Genomic DNA, 18,357 nt, shown 5'->3' with positions numbered 1-18,357 from the left:
GCGATGGCCGTGGCCCGCCTCTTGCGCGGTCGACAACGGCGGTCTTAATCCCAATTTCGCGGGTGGGCCCGGTCACCTGCCGGAGCGCAGGAACACGGATAAGGGCATGTCGTCCGAGCATAAGCCATTCGCGTCGATCCACAGCCACGGCTTCGTGCGCGTCGGCGTGGCGACGCCGCTGGTCTTCTTGGCCGATCCGCGCCGCAACGCCGAGGCTGCGCTCGAAGCGGCGCGGGAAGCGTCCGGCCGCTCGGTCGATCTCCTGATCTTCCCGGAATTGAACCTTTCCGGCTACGCGATCGACGACCTCCTAATGCAGGATGCGCTGCTCGCCGCCGTGGAGGAGGCGATCGCGCGGATCATTCGTGAGTCACGCGACTTCTCGCCCGTGCTCCTTGTCGGCGCGCCGGTGCGGCGCAACGGGCGCATCTACAACTGCGCCGTCGCGATCGGGCGCGGCCGCATTCTCGGCGTGGTGCCGAAGGTCTATCTGCCGAACTACCGCGAATACTACGAGAAGCGGCAGTTCGCCTCCGGCGCGGGGCTGCGCGGGCTTTCGATCGACCTCACGGGACAGACCGTGCCCTTCGGCTTCGATCTGGTCTTCGCTGCGGAAGACCTCGCAGACTTCACGTTCCACGTCGAGATCTGCGAAGACTACTGGGCGCCGTTGCCGCCCTCGGTCGGCGGGGCGCTTGCTGGCGCGCTGATCCTCTGCAACCTGTCGGCCTCGCCCGTCACCGTCGGCAAGGCGGACGACCGCTCGCTGCTGTCCGCCTCGCAGTCGGTGCGCTGCATGGCGGCCTACGCTTATTCGGCCGCAGGATCCGGCGAAAGCACGACCGATCTCGCGTGGGACGGGCAGGGATCGATCCACGAGATGGGCGAGCTGCTGGCGCAGTCAGAGCGTTTCTCGCGGAACGCGCAGATCATCGTCGCCGATGTCGACGTGCAGCGGATCCGGCTTGAGCGGATGCGCTGCGGTACGTTCAACGACGCCGCGCTGTTCAACGGCCATCCCGAGACGACCTTCCGCACGGTGCGCTTCAAGCACGAGCCGACGACGGCCGATGTCGGACTGGAGCGGCGTCCTCGGCGCTTCCCCTACGTGCCGGACGCGCCGGCCCGCCTCGACCAGGACTGCTACGAGAGCTTCAATATCCAGGTTCACGGCCTCGTCCGCCGTTTCGAGGCGACCGGTGCCGAGCGCATGGTGATCGGCGTTTCCGGCGGGCTCGATTCGACGCAGGCGCTGATCGTCGCGGCGAAGGTCTGCGACCTGCTCGAACTGCCGCGCACGACGATCCTCGGCTACACGATGCCCGGTTTCGCGACCGGCGACGAGACGAAGGGCAACGCCTGGAAGCTGATGCGCGCGCTCGGTATCGAGGCGGCGGAGATCGACATCCGCCCCGCCGCCCGCCAGATGCTCGCCGACATGCGGCACCCCTTTTCGGAAGGGAAGCCAGTCTACGACATCGCCTTCGAGAACGTGCAGGCAGGCCTCAGGACCGATTACCTCTTCCGCATCGCCAACCAGCGGCGCGGCTTTGTCGTCGGCACCGGCGACCTGTCCGAGCTCGCGCTCGGCTGGTGCACCTACGGCGTCGGCGACCACATGAGCCACTACGCCGTCAATGCCGGCTTGGCGAAGACGCTGATCCAGTATCTCATCCGTTGGTCGATCTCGTCCAGGCAGTTCGGGGAGGAAACCTGCGAGGTGCTCCGCGCGATTCTCTCGACGGAAATTTCGCCCGAACTCGTGCCGGCCGACGAGACCGGCGCGATCCAGAGCACGGAAGCGAAGATCGGGCCCTACGAACTGCACGACTTCTTCCTGTTCCATACGCTTCGCTACGGACTGCCGCCGTCGAAGACGGCGTTCCTGGCCTCGCATGCATGGGGCGACGTTGAGCGGGGATCATGGCCGGCCGGCTTCCCAGCCGAAGGCCGCAACGCCTACGACCTGCCGACGATCGCGCGCTGGCTGGAAGCGTTCCTCTTCCGGTTCTTCCAGACGAGCCAATTCAAGCGCAGCGCTATCCCGAACGGCCCGAAGATCACCGCCGGCGGCGCCCTCAGCCCGCGCGGCGACTGGCGCGCGCCGTCCGACAGCGTCGCCGACGCCTGGATCGGCGAACTGCGCGCCGCGCTTCCGGATCTCGCTCGCTAGCGCGACCGGCGCGCTCCCAGGCCGTCAGGATCGTGTCGGTATCGGACAGGTGGATTTGCCGCGCGAAGCGGCTGCCGCAGAGCGTCAGCAGCGCGACGAAGTGGCCGGCCTCGACGGCGGGGAGGACCGCCGCAAGACTGCTTCCGTTCGTCGGCATGCTGCCGCTCGGTACGAGAATGCGGAGGGTCGGCCGCGCTCAGGCGACGCCGGCGCCGCCCGTCACGCCGTAGACCTCGCCGGAGATGTAGCTGCCTTCCTGGCTCGCGAGCAGCACGTAGACCGGCGCGATCTCAACCGGCTGGCCCGGGCGGCCGTACGCGCTCTCCGCCCCGAACTTCATCACCTTCTCCGGCGGCTGGCCGCCGCTCGACTGCAATGCCGTCCAGAACGGACCGGGGGCGACGACGTTGGCGCGGATGCCCTTCTCCATAAGCTGCTTCGCCAGCGCCTTCGTGTAGGCGACGATGCCGGCCTTCGTGGTCGCGTAGTCGAGGAGGATCGCCGATGGCTCGTAGGCCTGCACCGACGCTGTCGTGATCACCGACGCCCCGGGCGGCAGATGCGGAACCGCCTCCTGCGCGATCCAGTGCATCGCGTAGAGGTTGGTCTTCATCGTCTTGTCGAAGTCCTCCGATGAGACCTTCGAGATGTCCTCGCGGTTCTGCTGCCGGCCGGCATTGATGACGAGGATGTCGAGCCCGCCGAGTTGCGCCACCGCGTCGGCGACAAGCTTGCGGGCGTTCGCCTCGACCGTGATGTCGGTCGGCAGTGCCACGGCCTTGCGCCCTTCGGCCTCGATCAGCGCGATGACCTCCCTCGCGTCGGCCTCCTCGTCCGGCAGATAGACGATCGCGACATCCGCGCCCTCGCGGGCATAGGCGATCGCGGCGGCACGCCCGATGCCCGAATCGCCGCCGGTGATCAGCGCCTTGCGATCGGTGAGCTTGCCCGAACCCTTGTAGCTTTCCTCGCCATGATCCGGCTTCGGGTCCATCTTCGCCGCCTCGCCGGGCACGGGCTGCGGTTGGCGCGGGAAGGGCGGCTGCGGGTACTGCTTGCGGGGATCCTGCATGGTCAGCCGATCGGCCATGGTTCGTTCCTTATTGGCGGTGAAAGCAGTCGAAACCCGCCCAAGCGAGCCGATGTTCCGGAAGACGGGGGTGCGGCTTGTTAGCCGGCCGCAAAGCTTGACGTCCCGGCCGGCGGTCCCGACAAGGAGCCACCAAAGGGAGAACAGCCGTTCCGTGCCTGTCGCCGTCTTCGATCTCGATGGTACGCTCGTCGATACCGCGCCCGATCTCTGGGCCAGCCTGAACCATTGCCTCGTCGAGGTCGGGCTGCCGCCGACGACGCTGGAACTCGTCCGCCCGCATGCCGGGCACGGTGCGAAGGTGATGCTGCAGCATGCCTATACGCATGCCGGCCATCCCCTGTCCGAGCAGGAAGCCGATGGGCAGCTCGCGCGTTTCCTCGCCTATTACGAAGCGCATATCGCCGATGCTTCGGCGCCTTTCCCAGGCGTCGTGGAGGCGATGGAGCGGCTGCGCAGCGCCGGCTACCGGCTGGCCGTCTGCACCAACAAGACGGAACGGCTGTCGCGCCTGCTGCTCGATACGCTTGGTCTGTCGGACCGTTTCGCCGCGATCTGCGGAGCAGACACCTTCGCGCGCCGGAAACCGGACCCGGTGCATCTGCTCGGCACCATCGAGCGGGCAGGGGCCGCGCGCGAGGAGGCGATCATGATAGGCGACACCGCGACCGATACGGATGCGGCCGTCGCGGCTCGCGTCCCCTCGATCCTCGTCGACTTCGGCTACGCTCCCGACGAGCGGGCGCGCCGCACCGCCGACGCCGTGATCGAGACCTACGACGATCTCGACGCCGACCTGTGCGATCGCCTGATCGAACGGCACGGCCGCGATTGACGCTGCGCCCCGCGGCGGATTATATCGCCCGGACCGCGGCGGTTCGTACCGCGCGCCGGGCGCGTAGCTCAGCGGGAGAGCACCTCGTTCACACCGAGGGGGTCACAGGTTCGATCCCTGTCGCGCCCACCATTCAACTGTTCGACACCGATGATCCTCGAATTAGCGGCCGGTGCGCGTCGACGCGCACCGCAAGCCGCGATGCGAGCGGAAACTGGATAACCCCGGTCGAAACGACCGGTTTTCAGCGTTGGGCGACTGTCGCTTGTGTTGCCAGCAAATCGGCTGGCTCGATTTTTAGAACGTCACGGCGTCTCACGACCGAGCCGATGATTATGCTTCACTTTCCCCGTGGCACGACCCGTCGATGCGCAATTGCTTGACGTCGCTCCACGCCGCGTCTTCTTCCTGCGTCCGTAACAACCGAGGTTCGACCATGCAGCTCAAGGATCCGACGCTTTTCCGCCAGGCCGCGCTGATCGGTGGCGAATGGCATGAAGCCCGCGGCGAAGGCATCGCCGTCACCGATCCGGCGACGGGCGGGGTGATCGGACACGTGCCCAAACTCGGTGCGGCGGAAACGCGGGCCGCCATCGCGGCGGCCGAAGTCGCCCAGAAAGGTTGGGCCGCGCGCACCGCCAAGGAGCGCGGTGCGATCCTGCGCCGCTGGTACGAACTGATGATGGCCAACCAGGACGATCTCGGCCGTATCCTGACGCTCGAACAGGGCAAGCCGCTGGCCGAGGCCAAGGGCGAGATCGCCTATGGCGCGAGCTTCATCGAATGGTTCGCCGAAGAGGGCCGCCGCGTCTACGGCGACATCGTGCCCGGCCACCAGCCGGACAAGCGCATCCTGGTGATGAAGCAGCCGATCGGCGTCGTCGCGGCGATCACGCCGTGGAACTTTCCGAACGCGATGATCACCCGGAAAGCCGGACCGGCGCTGGCGAGCGGCTGCGCCATGGTGCTGAAACCCGCCGCGCAGACGCCGTTCTCGGCCATCGCGCTCGCCGTTCTCGCCGAACGTGCCGGCCTGCCGAAGGGTTTGTTCAGCGTCGTCACGGGCTCGGCCCGCGAGATCGGCGCGGAGATGACGGCGAACCCGGTGGTGCGCAAGCTGACCTTCACCGGCTCGACCGAGGTCGGGGCCGAGCTCTACCGGCAGTCGGCGCCGACAATCAAGAAGCTCGGACTGGAGCTCGGCGGCAACGCGCCCTTCATCGTCTTCGACGATGCCGATCTCGACGCGGCGGTGGAAGGGGCGATCATCGCGAAGTTCCGCAACAACGGGCAGACCTGCGTCTGCGCCAACCGCCTCTACGTGCAGGAGGGCGTCTACGAGGCCTTCGCCGAGAAGCTCGCCGGCGCGGTAGCGAAGCTGAAGACCGGCAACGGCTTCCAGGAAGGCGTGACGCTTGGGCCGCTGATCGACGCGGCGGCGCTCGCCAAGGTCGAGGAGCACGTCGCCGACGCGACGGGCAAGGGCGCGCGGGTGGTCGAGGGAGGCAAGCGCCACGCGCTCGGCGGCACGTTCTTCGAGGCGACGGTGATCGCCGACGTCACGGCCGAGATGGCGATGGCGCGGGAGGAAACCTTTGGGCCCGTCGCGCCGCTCTTCCGCTTCCGCGACGAGGCCGATGTGATCCGGCAGGCCAACGATACCGAGTTCGGCCTCGCCTCGTACTTCTACGCCAAGGACCTCGCGCGTGTGTTCCGCGTCGCCGAGGCGCTGGAATACGGCATGGTCGGCGTCAACACCGGCCTGATCTCGACCGCCGAAGCGCCGTTCGGCGGCATGAAGTCCTCCGGCCTCGGCCGCGAAGGCTCGCGCTACGGCATCGAGGAGTTCACCGAGATCAAATACGTCTGTCTCGGCGGCATCTCCTAGCAAAGCGACGGTCGCATCCCGGGCACCGGTGCTTCGTCCACCTTCGGAGATCGCATCCGGCAGGGTTTCGGAAACCATGTCGGCGGGCGGCCATCGCCGCGCCCTTGCTTCCATCGGTCGATGCGCCGACACTTGCCGCTTGCGACGATCGGAGGGCGGCGGATGCGCTGGACGCTGGCTATCGTGTTGGCGGGACTGTTCGCGAGTGCCGCCCGCGCCGATGAGGGCGGACCGCGCTACGAGATCCGGCCCGGCACGCTGTCGGGCCTGCCGGCGACCGCCCCGAACTCGACGCCGCCGGTGACGATCCTCCTCGACCATCAGACCGGCCGGACATGGCTGCTCGCGGTGATCGACGGCGAGGTGCGATGGCAGGCGCTGCCGTTCGGCAAGGGCGATTCGGCCGACGTCATGCCGCCGATGGCGAAATCGGATCTTTCCGACCGCGAGTTGCGCGGCGGCGGAATCTACAAGCCCTAGCTCGCGCTCCGGAAGGCCGCCTCTAGCCGCCCGCGCAAGTCGGCGACTTCGAGAGAACGGGTGGTGTCGATCTCGAAATATCGACCGAAGCCGAGCGGTCGCGCGCGGTCGGCCAGCTCGACCAATTCCGGCACATAGTCCGCGCCCGGATGCCCCGGCAGTCGGAGCGCCGCGCGCTCGCCGTAGCGCCGGCCGATGACCTCCGGCGGGGCCGAGCACCAGATTTCCGTGAGCGCATCGACGCCGGCATCCGCGATCAGGGCCTCGATCCAGTCCCGCGGCTGGAAGCCGAACCAAGCGTCCATGATCGCGGTGGTTCCGGCCGGCGCTTCTTTCACGAGCGCGAACATCGCTCGCATGCTGGCGCGGCCGAGCTTGCGATTGAACGGTCGGTCGACGCCCTCGATCTCTTCGAGGAAGGGGTTCTTCACCGTGTCCAGCGACAGGACCGGCCAGCCGGTCTCACGCGACAGCGCATGCGCGACGCCGCTCTTGCCGCTCGCCGGGACGCCGTTGACGATGACCAGCCGTTTGATGCGAGCCGGACCGGGGAGGCTGGCGAGCGCCGCGCCGATGGCACCCGCTTCGTCGCCGAGCGCGGCGGGGACGACTCGGCTTTCGTACCAGGAGGGCGCCGTCTCGACACCGGCCAACGCCTCGAACGCCGCCCGACCGAGCCCGCCACCGAGCACCACGACCTCGGGGTCGAGCGCTGCGACGAGGCCGTCGATCGCCACGCGCAGCGGCGCGGCCCAGGCATGGAGCACGCGGCGCGCCGCGTCGTCGCACCGCTCGCGCAGCGACAGGAGTTCCGCCGCGGTCGTGCCGATCGGGAAGCCGCCGTCAGCGATGTGCCGGCCGAGCGCCGTGCCGGACGACACGGTCTCGACGCAGCCGCGCCGGCCGCAGACGCAGGGCAGCCCGCGCGGGTCGACCGGCACGTGTCCAAGCTGGCCGGCCGTACCGCGGGCGCGGACGATGTGGCCGCCTTCCATGATCGCCCCGCCGATGCCGGTTCCGATCGTCAGCATCACGACGTTCCGCGCGCCCGCCGCGGCTCCGACGGCGCATTCGGCGACGAGCGCCATCGAGCAATCGTTGTCGACCGTGACGGGACGGCGGAAGCGCTGCTCGATCTCGTCCGCGAGGTTCACTTTCGAGAGATCGACGTAGCCGCCGGACAGGACGCGACGGCTCGCGAAGTCCACCCTTCCGGGGATGCCGATGCCGATCCCGGCAACCGAGGCGTCGTCGACCTGTTCGATCAGGCGTGCGATGCGGTCGAGTACCGACGCGGCATCGGCAGCGCTCGGTGCCTTCGCATGCTGCTGAATCGCGCCATCGCGCGAAACCCGCGCCGCGCGCAGATGCGTGCCGCCGATGTCGATGCCGATCGCCGTCCTCGGCGTCATGCCACCTTGGCGGCCGGCTCGCGATGCCGGGCGATCGCCGCCTGGATTTGGCGAAGCCGCGGGACGGCGACCGTCTCCAGCCGCATCCGCGTTTCGGCACGGTCGAGCGAGATGCAGTCCTTCCACAGCGAGCGGCCGGCAATGACGCCGGACGCACCGTTCCGCATGGCGGTCTCGACCTGACCGAGGAAGGTCTCGTGGTCGACGCCGGCCGACAGCACCGCCCACGGAACGTCGCCGGCGAGTGCCGTCACCGCCGCGCAGGATTCCGCCGAGCCGGGGTAGGGGATCTTCAGCACCTTCGATCCGAGTTCCAGGCAGATGCGGGAGCCGCCCTGGATCAGCTCCGGAATCTTCGCCTTGTATTCCTCGGCGCTCTCGCCTTCGAGCGCGTAGGTGAGGAACTCGACCACCAGCAGCAGGTCCTCCCGCGCGAAGTCCGCGATCGTCTGTTCGAGGATCGCGATGTTGTGGGTGTTCGCCGCCGGCGTGTCGGAGCGGAGATACACCATGATCTTGCCACCCGTGCCGCCGAGCGCGCGGACCCGGCGCGCGTCGACGCCCTCGACCAGCTTGGAAAGGCGGTAGCCTTCCGGCGAGGTGTCCCAGCCGGACGCATCGAGCCCGATCAGCAGCGCCGTATCGCGCGCCAGCACCGCGTCGTCCACGAGGTGCGGCACGGCGCAGACGGGATCGACGAGCACGCAAGACGCCTGGCTCGCCAGATAGCGCGTGATGTCCGCCTTCGTATGGCCGAGCACGTCGTTGCCGATCCGCGCCTGCGCCTCCGGGTCGCTCGCCAGAAGGGTGCGCATGCCGCCGCGCTGATCGCAGGCGATCACCATCATCGCACCGTCCGGCCCGCAGATCTGATGGTAGCCCCGCAGTTCGGCCGTGGTCATGCGTGAAGGCATGGGTCCTCTTCCCGTATTGTCGCGGAACCGCGAACGCGTTCCACGATAGGCGCATGCGATTGCGCGGGTGGTCGCCTTGCGGTAGGATGTAACATATTGCTGAAAGGAATTGCAAGCTGCCCGTCTCGCTTCCGCCCGATCAGAACGCTTCGCGATCCACGTTGCACATGGTCGCGAAGCTTCACTACGAGGCCGAACTCAGTCAGGTGGACATCGCCAAGCGGCTCGGCGTCTCCGCCGCCACCATCTCGCGCCTGCTGCAGCGGGCGCGGGCGGAAGGGATCGTGCGGATCGAGGTGCGCGATCTCGCGGCCCCGGACGAGCTGGTCCGCGATCTGACGAGTAAGCTCGGCTTGAAAGCCGCTGCAGTCGTCGAAACGCCCGGCGCCCCGATGCTCGACAGGCTGGCCGAGCCGGTCGGAGAACTGCTCGGCCAAGCGGCTTTGAAGCCCGGATCGACGGTCGCCATCGGCTGGGGCCGGGCGGTCCGTGCCGTCGTGGAAGCGAAGCTGCCAAGCTTCGCCGGCGTGCGGGTCGTGCCGGCGACCGGCGGAATGCAGCAGCACGCACCACATTTCCAGGTGAACGAGTTCGTCCGGTTCGCGGCAGAACGTTTCGGGGGCGCGCCGCATTTCGTCCACGCGCCCTACCTGCCGTCTGCCGCGACCCGCGAAGCGTTCCTCGCCGATCCCGCCATCGCCGAAGGCGTCGGCCTCTGGGATCATGTCGACGCCGCGCTCGTCGGCATCGGCCTGCCGCATTCGAAGAACGCGCCCGACGCCAGCGCGGCGACGCCCGACGAGCAGGCGCTCGGCGATGCCGCCGGTGACGTGATTCGCCACTATTTCGATGCAGCTGGCCGGCTGATCGAATGGGAAGGCGAGCGGCGGATGATCGCGATGTCCGCGACGCAGCTCCGCCGGGTTCCGCTCGTCATCGGCGTCGCCGCCGGTGAGAACAAGGCCATCGCGATCCTCGGCGCGGCACGCGCGCGGTTGATTTCGGCGCTTGCCACCGACGCCCGCACGGCCGAGGCGGTGCTCGCGAGAGCCGAAGCCAGGAAGTCCGACTGAAATTGTTTGCAGAAACGATTTGCACTTGACGTTCGGCATTCGCCGAATGAATCATGCCGGAACGCGAAGCAACCCGGTTCGGGCCTCGGGAAGCATGTGTGGGAGCGCATGCGGAGGAATCGCTCGCGGGGAGGGAATCATGGAGCGTCGTTCGATTCTGAAGGCCGGCGTCGGGCTGGCCTTGGCACTGTCGGTCGGCATCGGCTCGGCGGCGCATGCGCAGGGCAAAAAGTACACGATCGCCCTCATTCCCGGGCTGACCACCGACGCCTTCTACATCACCATGAACAAGGGCGCGAAGGCGGCCGCCGACGCGCTCGGCGTCGACCTCGTGTTCCAGGGCGGCCCGGAGTTCAGCCCGACGACGCAGGTGCCGGTGCTGGACGCGATCATCGCTCGCAAGCCCGACGCGATCCTCATCGCCCCGACCGACGTGACGCAGCTCGTCGAGCCGCTGAAGAAGGCGCAGGACGCCGGCATCCCGGTGATCACCGTCGACACGTTCATCGGCACCGGCAAATACCAGACGGGTTCAGGCGACGCCGACTTCCCGCTCTCCTACATCGCCTCCGACAACGTCATGGGCGGCCGCATGGCGGCCCGTGCCTTGGCCGACGCGATCGGCGAGGGCGGCGGCAAGGTCTACGTGTCGAACGTCAAGCCCGGCATCTCCACCACTGACCAGCGCGAAGAGGGCTTCAAGGCGGAGATGAAGGAGAACCATCCGAACATCACCGTGCTCGAAACCCAGTTCAACGAGAACGACGCGAACCGCGCCGCCTCGCAGCTCCAGGCGGTCTATGCCCGCAACTCGGACCTGAAGGGCGTGTTCGGCGCGAACCTCTTCTCCGCCATCGGCGCCGGCAACGGCGTGCAGCAGGCGGGCCAGACCGGCAACGTCAAGGTGATCGCCTTCGACGCCCCGACCTCGATCGTCGACAACATCAATTCCGGCCTCGTGGACGCGGCCATCGCGCAACACCCGGCCGAGATCGGCTATTTCGGCGTCATGTCGGCCTACGCCCATCTCACCGGCCAGTCGATTCCGACAGCCATCGGCACCGGCTTCACCATCATCAACAAGCAGAACGTCTCCGACCCGAACGTCGCGAAGTACGTCTACTCGGACTGATCCGCCCACCAGCGCGGGGCGGGCGGCGGACGATCTCGCCGCCCGCTGCCGTATCCGATCGTCGCCGCCGCGCGACCCTGCCGACGGATGATCCATGACCGCTTCCGAACCGCCGGCCGAGGCCGAGACCTACGCCGCGCCCCAGGCCGACCATGCCGATCCCGCGCGCACGCTGGTGCAACGGATCGCCGACCTTCGCGCCTGGCTGTTCCTGCTGGCGCTGCTGATCGGCTTCGAGCTGTGGGCGCGGGCGGATTTCGGCGGGACGTTCGTCTTCAGCTCCTACAACGTCCAGTCGATCGCGATCTTCGCGGTCGCCCCGCTGCTTCTCGCCATCGGCCAGACATTCGTCATCATCTCCGGCGGCATCGACCTTTCGATGGGCTTCATCATGGGGCTGGCGGCCGTCGTCGTGGCACATGTCGCGAACGCGGCCGGCGCGGCGCTGCCGTTGCCGGCGGCGGTGCTGGTCGGGGCGGTCGCCGCGGTGGCGGTCGCGTGCATCCCCGGCTTCGTGAACGGTCTCCTCGTATCGCGCCTGCGCGTGCCGCCCTTCATCGGCACGCTCGGCATGTTCGGCGTCGCGCGCGGCGTCGCCTTCCTTCTTGCCGGCGGCACCACGGTGCCGGTGCGCAACTCCTTTCTTGCGACGCTCGGCAACGGGCGCTTCCACGGCATCCCCTGGATCGTGATCGTCACGGCGGTTTTCGTCCTCATCATGCACTACCTGCTGAGCCAGACGCGCTTCGGCCAGCACAACTACGCGATCGGCGCGAACGTGCAGGCCGCGCGCCGATCGGGCATCGACATCAAGTGGCACCTGCTTCGCCTCTATGTCCTGTCGGCGATGTGCGCCGGGGTGGCGGGCGTGCTCTATACGGCGCGCTTCTCGGCCGGCGCGGCGCAGGCGGGCGAGCCGCTGCTGCTCGACTGCGTCGCGGCGGTGGTAATCGGCGGCGCGAGCCTCTTCGGCGGCTCCGGCACGATCCTCGGCACCGTGGCGGGGGCGCTAGTGATCGCGGTGATCCAATACGGCCTCGTCTTCGTCAACGTCGAGCCGTTCTGGCAGTTCATCTCGGTCGGCGTCGTGATCATCATCTCGGTGCTGATCGATCAGGCGCAACGCCGCTTCAGCGGAGGGCGCGTCGATGAGTGAGACAGCGAAGGGCGAGGCTCTCCTTGAAGTCCGCAACCTGTCGAAGCATTTCGGCGCGGTGCGCGCGCTCGACGACTTCTCGATGTCGATCGGGCCGGGCGAGGTCGTGGCCCTGGCCGGCGACAACGGCGCCGGCAAGACGACGCTGATCAAGGCGATCTCGGGCGTCTACAAGCCGACCGCCGGCGAAATCCGGCTGAAGGGCGAGCCGGTGCATTTCTCGACGCCGCAGGACGCGCGCGAGAAGGGGATCGAGACGATCTATCAGGACCTCGCCCTTGCCGACAACCTGACGATCGGCGCGAACATCTTCCTTGGCCGCGAGCCGATGACGAAGCGTTTCGGCTTCCTGCCGGTGCTGGACCGCAGGAAGATGGCGACGGCGGCGCGCGAGACGATGGCGCTCCTCGACTTCCACGTCTCCCGCATGGATGCGCCGGTCTCGAACTTCTCCGGCGGCCAGCGCCAGGCCGTCGCGATCGGCCGCGCCGTCTACTGGAACGCGCAGATCCTGATCATGGACGAACCGACCGCCGCGCTCGGCGTGCCCGAGCAGCGCAAGGTCCTGTCGCTGATCCGCCAGCTTAAAAGCCAGGGGCGGGGCGTCATCTTCATCTCGCACAACCTCCAGGACATTTTCGCCGTCTCCGACCGCATCGTCGTGCTGCGCCGCGGTGTCCAGGCCGGTGCGCGGCGAATCTCCGAGACGACGCACGACGAGGTCGTGAAGCTGATGGTGGGCGGCTAGCGGCCGCCTGAGCGAAGGGTTGCGCGACGCGGCGACCCGGCTAGTTTCCGGATCGAGCAGGAGCCGCCCATGACCGGACATGCGCCAACCCTATCGGTGAACGTCAACGCGATCGCGATGCTGCGAAACCGGCGCGACCTGCCGTGGCCGGACGTCGCGCGATTCGCGCGCATCGCGCTGGAGGCCGGCGCGGCCGGCATCACCGTGCATCCGCGTCCCGACCAGCGGCACGTTCGCTTCTCGGACCTGCCGGTCCTGGCACGGCTCGTCGCCGAGCACGGGCAGGGGGCGGAGTTCAATATCGAGGGTTATCCGTCCGAGGACTTCCTCGAACTCGCGCTTGCCAACCTGCCGCATCAGGCGACGCTCGTTCCGGACGATCCGGCGCAGTCCACCTCCGATCATGGTTGGGACTTCGCGCGCCACGAAGTCTTCCTGACCCGTACCGCCGCCCGCCTGAAGGCGGCGGGTATCCGCGTTTCGCTCTTCGCCGATCCGAGCCCCGTGGCGCTCGACATCGCCGCGCGCACCGGCGCGGACCGCGTCGAGTTCTACACGGGACCCTACGGCGCCACCCATTCCGATCCTGCGGCCCGCGAGCGGGAACTCGACACGCTCGGCAAGGGCGGCGACCGCGCCGTCGAGCTCGGCCTCGGCGTCAATGTCGGCCACGACCTGACATTGGAGAACCTGCCGGCGCTCGTCGCCCGCATGCCCTACGTCGCCGAAGCGTCGATCGGGCATGCCCTGACGGCCGACGCACTCGAACTCGGCATGGCCGGAGCGGTGCGGGCCTATCGCGAGGCGCTCGCCGGCGCGGCGTAGCTTCAACAGGACGTCCGGCGGCATTTCACAGGCCGGCCGTCATCGGCTAAACCGAGCGAGCCGAACCAACAGTATCGGCGAGGGAGGATAGCTTCGATGACCGACGCGGCGTCGCTGAAGGACAAGGCGGGCAGGGCGGCGCTCGAATACGTCTCGGACGGCATGCGGCTCGGCATCGGCACCGGGTCCACGGCCGAGTGCTTCGTCCGCGCGCTCGGCGAGCGGGTTGCCGGCGGCCTCAGCATCGTCGGCGTCGCGACATCGGAGCGGACCGCGCGGCTTTGTGAGGAGTTGCGCATCCCGACCGCCAGCCTCGACGAGATGCCGGAACTCGATCTCGCGATCGACGGGGCCGACGAGGTCGACCCGGAGCTTCGGCTGATCAAGGGCGGCGGCGGCGCGCTTCTGCGCGAAAAGATCGTCGCGGCGGCCGCCTCGCGCTTCATCGTCATCGCGGACGCGACGAAGCGCGTCGACGTGCTCGGCGCCTTTCCGCTGCCGATCGAGGTGAACGGCTTCGGGCTGACGGCCACCTATCTCGGCATCCGCCGGGCGGCGGAACGGCTGGGGCTCGCGGGCGAAGTCCGGCTGCGGCAGAGGGGCGGCGAGGCCTTCATCACCGACAACGGCCATCTGATTCTCGACGCATCTTTTGGCCGCATTCCGAACGCAGAAGCGCTTTCGGAAGCGCTGCACGGCGTTCCAGGCGTCGTCGAACACGGCCTGTTCCTGGGGCTCGCCGGCGCGGCGGTGATCGCGGGCGATGACGGCGTCGAGATCCTCGGCCAAGCCTGACGCCGCGCGATGGAGCGATCCATGCCGATCTGCGTCGCGGAGGGTCGCACGGGACTTGCGGCCGCGCCGGCCGATTGGCTAGGAACGCGCGATCAGGGATTTTCAGGGCGCGAGCCGCCCGGCCAATGGAGACAGGACTGTCATGGTTCCTTTTGAAACGATCCGGCGCGGCGTCCTGTCGGCGGCGGTCATCGCCGTCGCGGCGGCGTGCACGCCGGCCGTCGCGCAGGAGGTGGCCCCGTCCCATCTCGCGGCGGCTCGGGCGGCGGTCGACGCGATCGATTCCACGGAGCAGTTCGACAACATCCTGATGAACGCGGCGACGCAGATCAAATCCGACCTGATCGGCAGCAACCCCGACATCCAGCCGCAGATTTCCGACATGGTGGACGAGAAGGCGCTGGCGCTCGCGCCGCGGCGCGCCGACCTCGAAACCGAGGTTTCGCGCATCTACGCCAAGCTCTTCACCGAGGCCGAATTGCAGTCGATCGCCGACTTCTACAATTCCGACGCCGGCAAGAAGCTGCTCAAGCAGGGACCCGTCGCGTCCCGCGAGATGCTGGCCGCGGCCGATGTCTGGTCGAACGGCATCATGCGCGATCTTCGCCGCAGCTCGGCCGAAGGCATGACGCAGCTTCTCTCCCAGAACGGCGGCGGCGCGGGCGCGCCGGCCCTGCCGACGACCGGCGCGGTGGACGGCGGCGCGACGTCCTCCTCGCAGTAAAGGCACAGACCGGAACAGCGATCGCGAAGGGCGGCCGAACGGGCCGCCCTTCGCGTTTCGACCAATCGTTTCGAGCAGTTCGTGAAAGGTCCGCACGCGTGAGCCACAGCTACGACTACGATCTGTTCGTCATCGGCGGCGGCTCGGGCGGAGTGCGCGCGGCCCGTCGCGCCGCCATGCTCGGCAAACGCGTCGCGATCGCCGAGGAATATCGCTACGGCGGCACCTGCGTCATCCGCGGCTGCGTGCCGAAGAAGCTGCTCGTCTACGCCTCGCAGTTCTCGGAAGCCTTCGAAGACGCGCCGTCCTTCGGCTGGACGGTCGGCGAGACGAGCTTCGACTGGCCAACGCTCATCGCGAACAAGGACAAGGAGATCGCCCGGCTCGAGGGCATCTATAGAGCCAACCTCGACAAGGCAGGGGTCGAGACGCTCCGCTGCCGTGCGGTGCTGGATGGCCCGCACGAGTTGCGCCTGTCGGACGGCGACCGGCGCGTCACCGCCGACACGATCCTCGTCGCGACCGGCGGTCGCCCGGCGCGGCATCCGCATCTGCCTGGCGCGGAGCACTGCATCACCTCGGACGAGGCGTTCCATCTGGAAGCGCTGCCGCGATCGATCGTGATCCTCGGCGGCGGCTATATCGCGGTCGAATTCGCCAACATCTTCCACGGCCTCGGGTCCGAGGTGACGCTGGTCTATCGCGGCAAGGAGATCCTGAACGGCTTCGACGACGAGCTTCGGGCGGAACTCCACCGTGCGATGGCCGAGAAGGGCATCCGCATCCTCTGCCACGAGATGCTGGAATCGGTCGAGCAGCGCGAGAACGGCAGGCTCTGCGCGCAGCTTTCCGGCGGCGAGGCGATCACCGCCGATCAGGTGATGCTCGCCATCGGGCGACAGGCGAACACGGAGAACCTCGGCTGCGAGAAGGCGGGAATCGAACTCGACGAGCGCGGCGGCGTGAAGGTCGACGGCTATTCCCGAACCAACGTCCCGCACATCTTCGCCGTCGGCGACGTGACGCACCGCGTGCAGTTGACGCCGGTCGCGATCCACGAGGCGATGTGCTTCGTCGAAACGCGGTTCCGCGACAACCCGACCGAGCCGGACTTCGAGGCCATCGCCACCGCCGTGTTCTCGCAGCCGGAGATCGGCTCGGTCGGCATGACGGAGGAGAAGGCGGCGCGCGATATCCGCGACGTCGACGTCTATCGCGCGAAGTTCCGGCCGATGCGGCAGGTGCTGACGGCACGCGTCGAGCCGACGATCATGAAACTCGTGGTGAACGCTTCGACACGACGCGTCGTCGGCGCGCACGTGCTGGGTCCCGATGCCGGCGAAATGGGACAGCTCCTCGGCGTCGCCGTGAAGGCGCGGCTGACGAAGGAGGATTTCGATCGGACCATGGCGGTTCACCCGACCGCGGCGGAAGAGCTCGTGACGATGTACGAGCCGAGCTGGCGGATCCGGAACGGCGAGCGTCTGGAAGGGTGAGCGAGGCCGGGCGCGCTCCGATCCACCCGGACGATCCGGATTTCCGTCGTCTGGCGGAGGAGGGACGGGTCGTCGCCTATTTCGGCTACGGGTCGCTGGTGAACCGCGACACGCTGCGCACGCGCTTCCTGGCCATTCGCCGGGCGAGCGTTGCGGGTTGGCAGCGCTTCTGGCTGCCTCGTCTGGAAGTCGGCATCGCCCTCCTTTCCGTTCGCGCCGAGCCGGATGCCGCGATCGACGGGGTGGTCGTCTACGACCTCGCCGACAACCTCGCGGCCGTCGACGAGCGGGAGGCCGGCTACCGGCGGCGAACCGTTCTCCCGCAGACGCTTTCCGTCGAGGCTCCGCCGCCCTTCGACCTGCCGGTCTACATCTATGAGGCGATCCGGCCCGACGAAACGGCGGCGGAAAGGCACTCGTCGATCCTGCAATCCTATCTCGACGCGGTCATGCAGGGCTTTCTCGCGGTTCATGGCGAAGCTGGGCTTCGGCGTTTCGTCGCCGATACACAAGGTTTTGAGACGACGTTGATCCCGGATCGCAGCGCGCCGCGCTACCCGCGCGCCGTGGTTCCGCAAACCGGCGAAACGGAGCTTTTCGACCGCCTGCTGCGGGAGCGGGGCGTTCGTTTTCCGACCGGATAGCCGAACTGCGACGGGGCGTTAGTGGCGGCGCGAACGCGTTGGGCCAACCTTCCTCGCCGCCGCAGTTGTTGTGACGGTCGCTCCCGCTCCATGCGCGTTTCGATGGTGAAAGACGAGGGAACTACTCCGGCTGAAAAGAATTAGCCTTTCGAACGACCGGAACCCGGCGCGGCGGATACTTCGACGCGCTCGGCGCACCCGGGATGAAGCGCTGCTTCCAGGAGAACTTCCATGAAGAACATCGTTCTCGCCATGCTTATTGGGTCGTCCGCACTGGTAACGGTGCCGGCGCTGGCGCAAACGAGCGACGCGAGCCCCGCGGCTCCCGCACCAGCGGCGCCCGCCGCCAACGACACGGCGAGCACCGCCGCGCCCGCCATGGCAGCGACTCCCGGCGACTTCGTCACGAAGCGCGAGGCGAATCAGTTCCTCGCGTCGAACATTCGCGGCGCGAACGTGATGGGTCCGCAAAACGAGTCCATCGGCACGGTCAGCGACATGATCATCGGTGAAGACGGAAGGCTGGCCGCCGTGACGGTCGATGTCGGCGGCTTCCTCGGTATCGGCGCCAAGACGGTCGCCATTCCGGCGGACGGGCTGAAGTACGTGCCGGTCGCGGCGACTACCAGCGGCAACATGGCGAACAACAGCACCATGGCTCCGGCGGGCACTGCCGCACCCGCCGCCGGCACCACCGCGCCGGCGAGCGACCCGACGACGACCGGCAGTACCAACGCCGACAACTCCGCCGCGGGCGGTGCGATGTCCGGCACGAGCGCGACCGCCGCCGCCAGCGATGACGGTAGCCGCCTCGACCACATCATGGTCAACTTCACGCGCGAGCAGTTGCAGAACGCGCCAGAGTTCGACGACTAAGACGGTCGACGAACAGTCATATCCTGTGCCCGCTTCCTTGTTTGGAAGCGGGCATTTTAGTGTAGGCTTTTCACCGGCGTGACCGCGGGATCTGCG

17 protein-coding genes and 1 tRNA gene are annotated in these 18,357 nt (G+C 68.0%); 15 read left to right on the top strand and 3 right to left on the bottom strand.

Annotated features, from left to right (window positions below; translation table 11 throughout):
- The first annotated feature begins 106 nt into the window (after window positions 1-106).
- The gene (locus F6X38_RS03320; protein ID WP_150968125.1) at window positions 107-2,173 is read left to right on the top strand and encodes an NAD(+) synthase; all 2,067 of its coding nucleotides are present in this window, start codon (window positions 107-109) and stop codon (window positions 2,171-2,173) included.
- Window positions 2,174-2,369: 196 nt separating this feature from the next.
- On the opposite strand, the gene F6X38_RS03315 is transcribed toward F6X38_RS03320, so the two are convergent.
- Window positions 2,370-3,263 carry an SDR family oxidoreductase gene (locus F6X38_RS03315; RefSeq protein WP_150968124.1) on the bottom strand — a complete coding sequence of 298 codons (894 nt, stop codon included), beginning with the start codon at window positions 3,261-3,263 and terminating at the stop codon, window positions 2,370-2,372.
- Between the two features lie 154 nt (window positions 3,264-3,417).
- Here F6X38_RS03315 and gph point away from each other — a divergent pair, with 154 nt between their 5' ends.
- The 4 genes from gph to F6X38_RS03295 all read left to right on the top strand — a co-directional run bounded on the left by gph (window position 3,418) and on the right by F6X38_RS03295 (window position 6,466).
- Window positions 3,418-4,098 carry a phosphoglycolate phosphatase gene (gene gph, locus F6X38_RS03310; protein ID WP_246191171.1) on the top strand — a complete coding sequence of 227 codons (681 nt, stop codon included), beginning with the start codon at window positions 3,418-3,420 and terminating at the stop codon, window positions 4,096-4,098.
- A gap of 57 nt (window positions 4,099-4,155) precedes the next feature.
- Window positions 4,156-4,230 (top strand) — tRNA-Val (locus F6X38_RS03305).
- A 304-nt stretch (window positions 4,231-4,534) separates the two neighbouring features.
- Complete coding sequence (gene gabD / locus F6X38_RS03300) at window positions 4,535-5,986, top strand: NADP-dependent succinate-semialdehyde dehydrogenase (protein ID WP_150968122.1); 1,452 nt, start codon at window positions 4,535-4,537, stop codon at window positions 5,984-5,986.
- Between the two features lie 162 nt (window positions 5,987-6,148).
- On the top strand, window positions 6,149-6,466 hold the full coding sequence (locus F6X38_RS03295; protein WP_150968121.1) for a hypothetical protein: 318 nt from the start codon (window positions 6,149-6,151) through the stop codon (window positions 6,464-6,466).
- Here F6X38_RS03295 and F6X38_RS03290 read toward each other — a convergent pair.
- Both F6X38_RS03290 and F6X38_RS03285 read right to left on the bottom strand, forming a co-directional pair.
- Window positions 6,463-7,878, bottom strand: coding sequence for an ROK family protein (locus tag F6X38_RS03290; RefSeq protein WP_150968120.1), 1,416 nt, complete (start codon window positions 7,876-7,878; stop codon window positions 6,463-6,465). The genes F6X38_RS03295 and F6X38_RS03290 overlap by 4 nt on opposite strands.
- Complete coding sequence (locus F6X38_RS03285; protein ID WP_246191170.1) at window positions 7,875-8,792, bottom strand: tagatose-bisphosphate aldolase; 918 nt, start codon at window positions 8,790-8,792, stop codon at window positions 7,875-7,877. Before F6X38_RS03285 ends, F6X38_RS03290 begins: the two co-directional genes overlap by 4 nt.
- 167 nt (window positions 8,793-8,959) lie before the next feature.
- On the opposite strand from F6X38_RS03285, the gene F6X38_RS03280 reads away from it, so the two are divergent.
- The 10 genes from F6X38_RS03280 (at window position 8,960) to F6X38_RS03235 (ending at window position 18,261) form a co-directional block, all read left to right on the top strand.
- Window positions 8,960-9,865, top strand: a complete 906-nt coding sequence (locus F6X38_RS03280) for a sugar-binding transcriptional regulator (RefSeq protein ID WP_150968119.1) — start codon at window positions 8,960-8,962, stop codon at window positions 9,863-9,865.
- 139 nt (window positions 9,866-10,004) lie between these two features.
- A complete protein-coding gene (locus tag F6X38_RS03275) occupies window positions 10,005-10,997 on the top strand; it encodes an ABC transporter substrate-binding protein (protein WP_150968118.1) in 993 nt (330 codons plus the stop codon).
- A gap of 94 nt (window positions 10,998-11,091) precedes the next feature.
- Entirely contained in the window at window positions 11,092-12,153 is a 1,062-nt protein-coding gene (locus F6X38_RS03270) for an ABC transporter permease subunit (protein WP_150968117.1), read from the top strand.
- Window positions 12,146-12,901: an ATP-binding cassette domain-containing protein gene (locus F6X38_RS03265; protein WP_150968116.1), complete on the top strand. Its 756-nt coding sequence runs from the start codon at window positions 12,146-12,148 to the stop codon at window positions 12,899-12,901. Before F6X38_RS03270 ends, F6X38_RS03265 begins: the two co-directional genes overlap by 8 nt.
- Before the next feature lie 69 nt (window positions 12,902-12,970).
- Window positions 12,971-13,726 (top strand): pyridoxine 5'-phosphate synthase, encoded by a 756-nt coding sequence (locus F6X38_RS03260; protein ID WP_150968115.1) that lies wholly within the window; start codon window positions 12,971-12,973, stop codon window positions 13,724-13,726.
- Window positions 13,727-13,822: 96 nt separating this feature from the next.
- Window positions 13,823-14,521 (top strand): ribose-5-phosphate isomerase RpiA, encoded by a 699-nt coding sequence (gene rpiA, locus F6X38_RS03255; RefSeq protein WP_150968114.1) that lies wholly within the window; start codon window positions 13,823-13,825, stop codon window positions 14,519-14,521.
- Window positions 14,522-14,663: 142 nt separating this feature from the next.
- Window positions 14,664-15,245 (top strand): DUF2059 domain-containing protein, encoded by a 582-nt coding sequence (locus tag F6X38_RS03250; RefSeq protein ID WP_150968113.1) that lies wholly within the window; start codon window positions 14,664-14,666, stop codon window positions 15,243-15,245.
- A 98-nt stretch (window positions 15,246-15,343) separates the two neighbouring features.
- Window positions 15,344-16,741, top strand: coding sequence for a glutathione-disulfide reductase (gene gor, locus F6X38_RS03245; protein ID WP_150968112.1), 1,398 nt, complete (start codon window positions 15,344-15,346; stop codon window positions 16,739-16,741).
- On the top strand, window positions 16,738-17,385 hold the full coding sequence (locus tag F6X38_RS03240) for a gamma-glutamylcyclotransferase family protein (protein ID WP_202617920.1): 648 nt from the start codon (window positions 16,738-16,740) through the stop codon (window positions 17,383-17,385). The genes gor and F6X38_RS03240 overlap by 4 nt, the downstream gene beginning before the upstream one ends.
- A gap of 231 nt (window positions 17,386-17,616) precedes the next feature.
- Window positions 17,617-18,261 carry a PRC-barrel domain-containing protein gene (locus F6X38_RS03235; protein ID WP_150968111.1) on the top strand — a complete coding sequence of 215 codons (645 nt, stop codon included), beginning with the start codon at window positions 17,617-17,619 and terminating at the stop codon, window positions 18,259-18,261.
- Window positions 18,262-18,357: the final 96 nt, after the last annotated feature.

This window comes from Plantimonas leprariae (assembly GCF_008802405.1).
Taxonomy (GTDB): domain Bacteria; phylum Pseudomonadota; class Alphaproteobacteria; order Rhizobiales; family Rhizobiaceae; genus Plantimonas; species Plantimonas leprariae.
Note: the sequence above shows the minus strand (reverse complement) of the source record. Positions and strands in the feature narration are given on the sequence as shown.

What these genes read in the sequence shown, in the direction of transcription:
- rpiA (WP_150968114.1), top strand. Translation starts at nt 13,823, where the DNA reads ATGACCGACGCGGCGTCGCTGAAGGACAAGGCGGGCAGGGCGGCGCTC.
- F6X38_RS03270 (WP_150968117.1), top strand. Translation starts at nt 11,092, where the DNA reads ATGACCGCTTCCGAACCGCCGGCCGAGGCCGAGACCTACGCCGCGCCC.
- F6X38_RS03235 (WP_150968111.1), top strand. Translation starts at nt 17,617, where the DNA reads ATGAAGAACATCGTTCTCGCCATGCTTATTGGGTCGTCCGCACTGGTA.
- F6X38_RS03295 (WP_150968121.1), top strand. Translation starts at nt 6,149, where the DNA reads ATGCGCTGGACGCTGGCTATCGTGTTGGCGGGACTGTTCGCGAGTGCC.
- F6X38_RS03285 (WP_246191170.1), bottom strand. Translation starts at nt 8,792, where the DNA reads ATGCCTTCACGCATGACCACGGCCGAACTGCGGGGCTACCATCAGATC.
- F6X38_RS03290 (WP_150968120.1), bottom strand. Translation starts at nt 7,878, where the DNA reads ATGACGCCGAGGACGGCGATCGGCATCGACATCGGCGGCACGCATCTG.
- F6X38_RS03320 (WP_150968125.1), top strand. Translation starts at nt 107, where the DNA reads ATGTCGTCCGAGCATAAGCCATTCGCGTCGATCCACAGCCACGGCTTC.
- F6X38_RS03260 (WP_150968115.1), top strand. Translation starts at nt 12,971, where the DNA reads ATGACCGGACATGCGCCAACCCTATCGGTGAACGTCAACGCGATCGCG.
- F6X38_RS03315 (WP_150968124.1), bottom strand. Translation starts at nt 3,263, where the DNA reads ATGGCCGATCGGCTGACCATGCAGGATCCCCGCAAGCAGTACCCGCAG.
- F6X38_RS03275 (WP_150968118.1), top strand. Translation starts at nt 10,005, where the DNA reads ATGGAGCGTCGTTCGATTCTGAAGGCCGGCGTCGGGCTGGCCTTGGCA.
- F6X38_RS03280 (WP_150968119.1), top strand. Translation starts at nt 8,960, where the DNA reads ATGGTCGCGAAGCTTCACTACGAGGCCGAACTCAGTCAGGTGGACATC.
- F6X38_RS03250 (WP_150968113.1), top strand. Translation starts at nt 14,664, where the DNA reads ATGGTTCCTTTTGAAACGATCCGGCGCGGCGTCCTGTCGGCGGCGGTC.
- gabD (WP_150968122.1), top strand. Translation starts at nt 4,535, where the DNA reads ATGCAGCTCAAGGATCCGACGCTTTTCCGCCAGGCCGCGCTGATCGGT.
- F6X38_RS03265 (WP_150968116.1), top strand. Translation starts at nt 12,146, where the DNA reads ATGAGTGAGACAGCGAAGGGCGAGGCTCTCCTTGAAGTCCGCAACCTG.